Genomic DNA, 8,020 nt, shown 5'->3' on the forward strand with positions numbered 1-8,020 from the left:
CTGTGTAGGTTCTTGTGTTCTCTTGAATGACGTGTGAATCACTTGTATTCAGGTTCATCAACGACTTGGTCGGCCTTTGCGACGGCGTCCGGGCGGGCGCCGATGTTGAAGCCCAGGTCATTGGAGGAGGAGACCGGATCGTCGTCCTCTGCCTTCATGTCGATCGCCACGCCTTCGGCGTTGAGCACCTCGACATTGAGCGAGAGGGACTGCAGTTCCTTGAGCATCACCTTGAAGGACTCGGGGATGCCCGCCGGAGGCAGGTTGTCGCCCTTCACGATCGCGCCGTAGACGCGCACGCGGCCGTCCACGTCGTCGGACTTGGTCGTCATCATCTCGTGCAGCGTGTAGGCGGCGCCGTAGGCCTCGAGCGCCCACACCTCCATCTCGCCGAAGCGCTGGCCGCCGAACTGGGCCTTGCCGCCCAGCGGCTGCTGCGTGATCATCGAGTACGGGCCGGTGGAACGCGCGTGGATCTTGTCGTCGACGAGGTGGTGCAGCTTGAGCATGTACATGTAGCCCACCGAGATCGGCTTCGGGAACGGTTCGCCGGTGCGGCCGTCGAACAGCGTCGCCTTGCCGTTGTCGCCAACGAGCTTGTTGCCGTCGCGGTCCGTGAGCGTCGTGGACAGCAGGCCCTTGAGGGTCTCCTGGCGCACACCGTCGAACACCGGGGTGGCCACCGGCGTGCCCGGCTCGCCCTTTTCGGCGCCCTTCGGCACATACTGCTTCCATTCGGCCTCGAGGTCGGGGTCGAGCGAGATGTCCCAGCCGGAGTGCGCCACCCAGCCGAGGTGCAGTTCGAGCACCTGGCCCAGGTTCATTCGCGACGGCACGCCCAACGGGTTGAGCATGATGTCGACCGGCGTGCCGTCCGCGAGGAACGGCATGTCCTCTTCCGGCAGGATGCGCGAGATGACGCCCTTGTTGCCGTGGCGGCCCGAGAGCTTGTCACCTTGCGTGATCTTGCGGTGCTGGGCGATGTAGACGCGGATCACCTGGTTCACGCCGTTGGGTAGCTCGTCGCCGTCCTCTTCGGCGTCTTCACGCGTGATCTCCTTGACGGAGATCACGGTGCCGGTCTCGCCGTGCGGCACGCGCAGCGAGGTGTCGCGCACTTCGCGGCTCTTCTCGCCGAAGATCGCGCGCAGCAGGCGCTCTTCCGGCGTCAGCTCGGTCTCGCCCTTCGGCGTGACCTTGCCCACGAGGATGTCGCCGGCTTCGACTTCGGCGCCGATGCGGATGATGCCGCGCTCATCGAGGTTCGCCACCGCGTCCTCGCCCACGTTCGGCAGGTCGCGCGTGATCTCTTCGGCGCCCAGCTTCGTCTCGCGGGCGTCGATCTCGTATTCCTCGATGTGGATCGACGAAAGCGTGTCGTCCTGCACGAGGCGCTGCGAGATGATCACGGCGTCTTCGTAGTTGTAGCCGTTCCACGGCATGAACGCGACGAGCAGGTTCTTGCCGAGGGCCATCTCACCCTTTTCGGTGGCCGGGCCGTCGGCGAGCACCGTGCCCTCCTCCACGCGTTCGCCGTCGTGGATGAGCGGCACCTGGTTGTAGCACGTCGTCTGGTTCGAACGCTGGAACTTCGCGAGCTTGTAGGAGCTCGTCGTGCCGTCGTCGTTCATCACGCGGATGATGTCGGCGGAGACGTAGGTGACGACGCCGGGCTTTTCGGCCAGGATCACGTCGCCGGAGTCCACCGCGGCGCTCCATTCGGCACCGGTGCCCACGAGCGGGCGCTCCGACTTGATGAGCGGCACGGCCTGGCGCTGCATGTTGGTGCCCATCAGCGCTCGGTGGCCCTCGTCGTGCTCGAGGAACGGGATGAGCGAGGCGCCGACGGAGACCATCTGGCGCGGGGAGACGTCCATGAAGTCGACCATCTCGACCGGCACGTCCTCCGCCTCGCCGGCGGCGTCACGCACAAGCGCTTCCTTCTCCACGAAGTTGCCGTTCTCGTCGAGCTTCTGGTTGGCCTGGGCGATCACGTGCTCGACCTCGCGGTCTGCGGTCATGTACACGACCTCGTCGGTCACATGGCCGTTGACGACCTTGCGGTACGGCGTCTCGATGAAGCCGAAGGGGTTGATGCGGCCGAAGGTGGCGAGCGAGCCGATCAGGCCGATGTTCGGGCCTTCAGGGGATTCGATCGGGCACATGCGTCCGAAGTGCGAGGGGTGCACGTCGCGCACTTCCATCGACGCGCGGTCGCGCGACAGGCCGCCGGGGCCCAGCGCAGACAGACGGCGCTTGTTCGTCACGCCCGCGAGCGGGTTGTTCTGGTCCATGAACTGCGAGAGCTGCGAAGTGCCGAAGAACTCCTTGATCGTCGCGTTGACCGGACGGATGTTGATCAGCGACTGCGGCGTGATCGCCTCGGCGTCCTGCGTCGTCATGCGTTCGCGCACCACGCGCTCCATGCGGCTCAGGCCGGTGCGCAGCTGGTTCTGGATCAGCTCGCCCACCTGGCGGATGCGGCGGTTGCCGAAGTGGTCGATGTCGTCCACGTCCACGCGCAGCTCGACGTCTTCACCGTCGCGCTTGCCCGGGAACGTGGCCGCGCCCGCGTGCAGCGAGACGAGGTACTTGATCGTGGCGATGATGTCTTCGCGGCTCAGGCTGCGGTCGTTGTAGTCCATCTCCAGACCGAGCTTGCGGTTGATCTTGTAGCGGCCGACACGGGCCAGATCGTAGCGCTTGGTGTTGAAGTAGAAGGAGTCGAGCAGGTTCTTGCCGGCTTCCGGGGTGGCGGCGTCGGCCGGGCGGATCTTGCGGTAGAGGTCCACGAGGGCCTCTTCCTGCGTGTCGATCTTCTCGTTCTCGAGCGCGTCGAGCACAAGCGGGTAGCCTTCGAAGGACTTGCGGATCTCGCTGCGGGTCATGCCGATCGCCATGAGGAACACGATGGCCGACTGCTTGCGCTTGCGGTCCACACGCACGCCCAGGAAGTCACGCTTGTCGATCTCGAACTCGAGCCATGCGCCACGGCTCGGGATGATCTTCGCACCGAAGACCTCCTTGTCGGACGTGCGGTCCGGCTGGCGGTCGAAGTACACACCCGGGGAGCGCACGAGCTGCGAGACGATGACGCGCTCGGTGCCGCCGATGATGAACGTGCCGTGCGGCGTCTGCAGCGGGAAGTCGCCCATGAACACGGTCTGCGACTTGATCTCGCCAGTCTCGCCGTTCTCGAATTCGGCGTTCACGTAGAGCGGGGCGGAATAGGTGTAGTCCTTCTCCTTGCACTCCTGCACCGTGTGGCGCGGTTCCTCGAAGTACGGGTCGGAGAAGGTCAGGCTCATGGTCTGAGCGAAGTTCTCGATCGGCGAGATCTCCTGGAAGACCTCGTCGAGGCCGGAGATGTGCGGCACGGTGTTGGTGCCGGCCGCCTCGTCCTCGGCCACGCGCTGCTGCCAGCGCTCGTTGCCGATGAGCCAGTCAAAGCTGTCGGTCTGCACGCCAAGCAGGTATGGCACCTTGATGGGTTCGGCGATGGAGCCGAAGTTCACGCGATCCGAAGCCTTGTGCAGGTCGATGTCCCGCTGGTCGGCGCGCGCGATGATGGAAGTGGTGTTCGTCGTAGTCTCAGACAATGGACGTTCCTTAATCGCTGCTAGTTGTCTTGCTTGTTCAACCGGGAAAGCGCCGCGGCGGCCACCATATGCCGATTCGCGGGCGCTTCGTCTTTGGCAGCATGCCCGCTATATGACATACTTACACACGGAAACACAATACTATCATTTCCAACGATTGACGCATACCCCACATTCCAAAATGTGAGGAATATCACATGTTCGAGCTTATTCGACGGTTATGGTGACCGGCTTGCTCATCACCTTCGGGTCGTCCTTGAGTACAAGCTGCGCCACGTACGTGCCGCGGTCCACATGCGGCAGGTCCCCTTCGGCCACGCATTCGGCGCCGGAACGCACGGTGTTCCACGTCATCTTCTGCTCGTCGTCCACGCCCTGCATCATCAACAGCGGACGGTATGCCGCCTCGCACGCGTCCGAACGCCACACCACGTCGCTCCCCGAACTGATCTGCAGCACGCGCCCGTCGTCCGCGCCGTCCACATAGCAGCCGGCCGGGTCGTTGCCTGTATACGTGATGCGCGCCGTGAACTCCAGCGAACCGCCGACAGGCACCGACGTCGAAGCCGGGTCGAGCGCCAGTTCGATGTCGTTCGCCGAACACACGCGCACCTTGCTTTTGTGCACCGGCGCCGGCGGCTCCGTGGCGCGCGTGACCGCCATGCGCTCACCCGCGCCCACCCATGCCGGCACAAGCGAGGCGCCGCGCACCAGGCTGTACACACAGAACGCGCCCAACGCGAGGAACACCACAAGCCCCACAAGCACGGCGATGCGCCTGCGGCGGTACATCTGCCGCTGCCGTTTCGACAGGCGGCGTTTGCGCGACTTGGCTGCGCTCGGGGAGGATTGGCTGGGCATGCGCACCAGTCTACCGGGGGCGCCCGCCATGTTCACGCCGCCGCTATTGCGGCAGCCGCAGCGCGTGTCCCGGCAGGATCTCGATCAACCCGTCCTCGTCGAGCGAGGCGATGCACCGGTCGAGCTGCGCGCGGTCCGGCCACAGCTCCGCCACGCGCTCATACACGAGCACGCCACCCGCCTCGGGCTCCAGTTCGCGCAGCGCGTGCAGCACGCGCCCGCGCACCTGCCGGTCCGTGCCGGCGAACCGCTGGCGTGGGCGCGTGCGCCGCTGCCCCAGATTCGGCAGGCCGGCCGCGAAAAAACGGCATTGCGCGCGCACCGGGCACACCTCGCACTGCGGCTGCTTCGCCGTGCAGACAAGCGCCCCCAGCTCCATGACCGCCTGGTTCCACGTCGTCGCATCGCGCGCCGCCGCCGGCAGCACGCAATCGGCGAGCGCGCGCTCGAGCGGCGACGCCGAGCCGCCAAGCGACTCCTCGCCCAAAAACACGCGGCTCAGCACACGGCGGATGTTCGTGTCGACGACGGCGATGCGCTCGCCGTACGCGAAGCTCATCACGGCGCTCGCCGTGTAATCGCCCACGCCCGGCAACGCCATCAATTCGCTGTATGCACGCGGCAGCTCGCCGCCGTATTCCTCGGTCACCACGCGCGCGCATTCCTGCAGCCGCAGTGCGCGCCGCGGATAGCCGAGACGCCCCCACGCCTGGATCACGTCGGCCTTCGGCGCGCCGGCCAGGGCGCGCGCGGTGGGCCATTGGCTCATCCACGCCTGCCAATACGGCACCACGCGGCTCATCTGCGTCTGCTGGCTCATCACCTCGCACACGAGCACGCCCCACGGCGTCGTCTGGCCGTTGCGCCATGGCAGGGCGCGCGCGTGCTCGTCCCACCAGGCGAACAGCGGCGCGCGCACGCCGGCGCGGGCGAGTTCGCGCACGAACGCCTCGTCGAGTGTGGAACGGGTCTGTGTTGTCATAAAACCGCTATTCTAGCGGGGCGCACCGCCCGTGCACAAGGCCGCGCTGTCGCTTGAGCGCAATATCGTGGACCGCGTGACGAATGCAGACAATACCGCGCCCGAGGCGCGCGTGGAGAAGATGTTCGAATACGGCTACCGCAAGTCGAATTACGGCCCCGACGAACTGGTGACCGACGCGCACGGCAACCCGATCTCGGTCGTCGACGCGATGCTCTCGCCCGAGGCCGCGGCCACGATGGAGACGACGACCCCGCACCTGTGCTATTACTCGCCGCGCATCCCCGGCAACACCGGGTCGGCGATCCGCCTGTGCGCGGTGACCGGCACGATCCTGCACCTTGTGGAGCCTCTGGGGTTCAACCTGCGCGACACCAAGCTGCGCCGCGCCGGGCTGGACTACCACGACATGGCGCATGTGGTGCTGCACCCGGATTTCGACAACCTCGTCGAGTCGATGCCCGAGTCGCGCATCATCGCGTTCACGGCTCATGCGACCAAGCTGTACACGGACGTCGAGTACAAGCCGACCGACATCCTGCTGTTCGGGCCCGAACCGGGCAACATCCCCGACCCGACCGACATCATGTTCGGCCCGCATGTGGCCGAACAGGTGCGCCTGCCGATGCGCCCGAGCCTGCGCAGCCTCAACCTGACGAACTGCGCGTCGATCGCGATCTACGAGGCATGGCGGCAATTGGGGTTTAAGGGAGGTCAATAACCACACCTACCCCACAATCGCGATTGGGCGCACATCAACCGGTTGATGTGCGCCCAATCGCGATTGTGGGGTGTTGCTCAATTCTTAAAACTATGAATCGGCGCCGGAATGCGGCCGCCGCGGGTCACGAAGGCCTCGCAGCTCGCCGTGTTGACCGGCATGATCGGCGCATAGCCCATGAGGCCGCCGAAATTGGCCATCTGGCCCACGGTCTTGCCCACGACCGGGATGATGCGCACGGCCGTCGTCTTCTGGTTGACCATGCCGATCGCCGATTCGTCGGCGATGATGCCCGAGATCGTCGAGGCAGGCGTGTCACCGGGGATCGCGATCATGTCGAGGCCCACCGAGCACACGCACGTCATGGCCTCAAGCTTCTCGATCGTCAGGCAGCCGGATTGTGCGGCGTCGATCATGTTCTTGTCTTCCGAGACCGGGATGAACGCGCCGGACAGGCCACCGACGTACGACGACGCCATGATGCCGCCCTTCTTCACCTGGTCGTTGAGCATCGCGAGCGCAGCCGTGGTGCCGGGGCCACCCACCTGCGCCAGCCCCATTTTCTCGAGCACTTCGCCGACCGAATCGCCGACGGCCGGGGTGGGCGCGAGCGAGAGGTCGATGATGCCGAAGGGCAGGCCGAGGCGCTTCGACGCCTCTTGGGCCACGAGCTGGCCGACGCGCGTGATCTTGAACGCGGTGCGCTTGATCGTTTCGCACAGGAACTCGAAGTCCTTGCCTTCCGCGGCATCGAGCGCACGGGAGACCACACCCGGGCCGGAGACTCCCACGTTGATGACCGCATCGCCTTCGGTCACGCCGTGGAAGCCGCCCGCCATGAACGGGTTGTCGTCGGGCGCGTTGCAGAACGCCACGAATTTGACGCAGCCGTACGAATCAATGTCGGCGGTCGCTTCGGCGATCTCCTTGATGATGTGGCCGAGCATCTCGACGGCGTTCATGTCGATGCCGGTTTTCGTCGATCCGACGTTGACCGACGAGCAGACGATGTCGGTCTCGCTCAGCGCGGCCGGCAGCGACCGGATGAGGAGCTCTTCGGCCGGGGTCATCGACTTCGAGACGAGCGCGGAATAGCCGCCGATCAGGTCGACGCCCACGGTCTTCGCGGCGCGGTCGAGCGCGTGCGCGATCTTGACGAAGTCGCCGCTTGTTTTGCAGCAGCTCGCGCCCACGAGCGCGATCGGCGTGACGGTGATGCGCTTGTTGACGATCGGGATGCCGAAGTCGCGTTCAATCGATTCGCCGGTGGACACGAGGTCCTTGGCGTAATGCGTGATCTTCGCATAGATCGCCTCGCAGGTCTCGTCCACGTCGGCACGCGCGCAATCCATGAGGTTGATGCCCATCGTGATGGTGCGCACGTCGAGCTTCTCCTGCTCAATCATCTGGTTCGTCTCATGGACTTCCATGATATTCAGCATGGTTCTTCCCTTCCGTTCCCGTGCGTTCAGACGCGGTGCATCTTGGTGAAGATCTCCTCGCGCTGGCAGCGGATGCGCACGCCGATGTCCTCACCGAGCGCCTCGAGGTCTTCCACAATCGTCTCGAACGCCACGTCCGCGTCCGAATAATCGACGATCATCATCATGTTGAAGAACCCGTCGATGATCGTCTGTGAGATGTCGAGCACGTTCGTGTGGTGCTCGGAAAGGTACGTACATACGCGCGCGATGATGCCGACGGTGTCTTGGCCGACGACGGTGATGATTGCCTTGTTCATGGAACTCCCTGGTCGCAAACTATACGGCAATGCCCCAGTATAGGGAACGCTTGCGCCAACCACGCGCTTTTCCCGCATGTCAGAACGCAACGCGCCGGCGGGCGCCGTGCGCACGG

The 8,020-nt window shown here is 65.1% G+C and carries 6 protein-coding genes; 1 reads left to right on the forward strand and 5 read right to left on the reverse strand.

The annotated features are described in order from the left end of the window. Positions 1-38: 38 nt before the first annotated feature. The 3 genes from rpoB to OU02_RS06375 form a co-directional block, all read right to left on the reverse strand. Positions 39-3,599, reverse strand: a complete 3,561-nt coding sequence (gene rpoB, locus OU02_RS06365) for a DNA-directed RNA polymerase subunit beta (protein WP_033489431.1) — start codon at positions 3,597-3,599, stop codon at positions 39-41. A gap of 207 nt (positions 3,600-3,806) precedes the next feature. Continuing rightward, complete coding sequence (locus tag OU02_RS06370; protein WP_051918403.1) at positions 3,807-4,460, reverse strand: hypothetical protein; 654 nt, start codon at positions 4,458-4,460, stop codon at positions 3,807-3,809. 43 nt (positions 4,461-4,503) lie between these two features. Continuing rightward, a complete protein-coding gene (locus OU02_RS06375) occupies positions 4,504-5,442 on the reverse strand; it encodes an HhH-GPD family protein (RefSeq protein ID WP_080745826.1) in 939 nt (312 codons plus the stop codon). Between the two features lie 121 nt (positions 5,443-5,563). Between OU02_RS06375 and OU02_RS06380 the strand changes: the two genes are divergently transcribed. Further along, positions 5,564-6,163 (forward strand): tRNA (cytidine(34)-2'-O)-methyltransferase, encoded by a 600-nt coding sequence (locus tag OU02_RS06380; protein ID WP_101398975.1) that lies wholly within the window; start codon positions 5,564-5,566, stop codon positions 6,161-6,163. A gap of 77 nt (positions 6,164-6,240) precedes the next feature. Here OU02_RS06380 and OU02_RS06385 read toward each other — a convergent pair whose 3' ends face one another. Both OU02_RS06385 and OU02_RS06390 read right to left on the reverse strand, forming a co-directional pair. Continuing rightward, positions 6,241-7,605: a PFL family protein gene (locus tag OU02_RS06385; RefSeq protein ID WP_033489432.1), complete on the reverse strand. Its 1,365-nt coding sequence runs from the start codon at positions 7,603-7,605 to the stop codon at positions 6,241-6,243. A 26-nt stretch (positions 7,606-7,631) separates the two neighbouring features. After that, a complete protein-coding gene (locus OU02_RS06390; RefSeq protein WP_022858672.1) occupies positions 7,632-7,904 on the reverse strand; it encodes an ACT domain-containing protein in 273 nt (90 codons plus the stop codon). Positions 7,905-8,020 lie beyond the last annotated feature (116 nt).

The sequence above is a fragment of the Bifidobacterium pseudolongum subsp. pseudolongum DSM 20099 genome (genome assembly GCF_000771225.1).
In the GTDB taxonomy this organism is placed as follows: domain Bacteria; phylum Actinomycetota; class Actinomycetes; order Actinomycetales; family Bifidobacteriaceae; genus Bifidobacterium; species Bifidobacterium pseudolongum.

What these genes read in the sequence shown, in the direction of transcription:
- OU02_RS06370 (WP_051918403.1), bottom strand. Translation starts at nt 4,460, where the DNA reads ATGCCCAGCCAATCCTCCCCGAGCGCAGCCAAGTCGCGCAAACGCCGC.
- OU02_RS06375 (WP_080745826.1), bottom strand. Translation starts at nt 5,442, where the DNA reads ATGACAACACAGACCCGTTCCACACTCGACGAGGCGTTCGTGCGCGAA.
- OU02_RS06380 (WP_101398975.1), top strand. Translation starts at nt 5,564, where the DNA reads ATGTTCGAATACGGCTACCGCAAGTCGAATTACGGCCCCGACGAACTG.
- OU02_RS06385 (WP_033489432.1), bottom strand. Translation starts at nt 7,605, where the DNA reads ATGCTGAATATCATGGAAGTCCATGAGACGAACCAGATGATTGAGCAG.
- OU02_RS06390 (WP_022858672.1), bottom strand. Translation starts at nt 7,904, where the DNA reads ATGAACAAGGCAATCATCACCGTCGTCGGCCAAGACACCGTCGGCATC.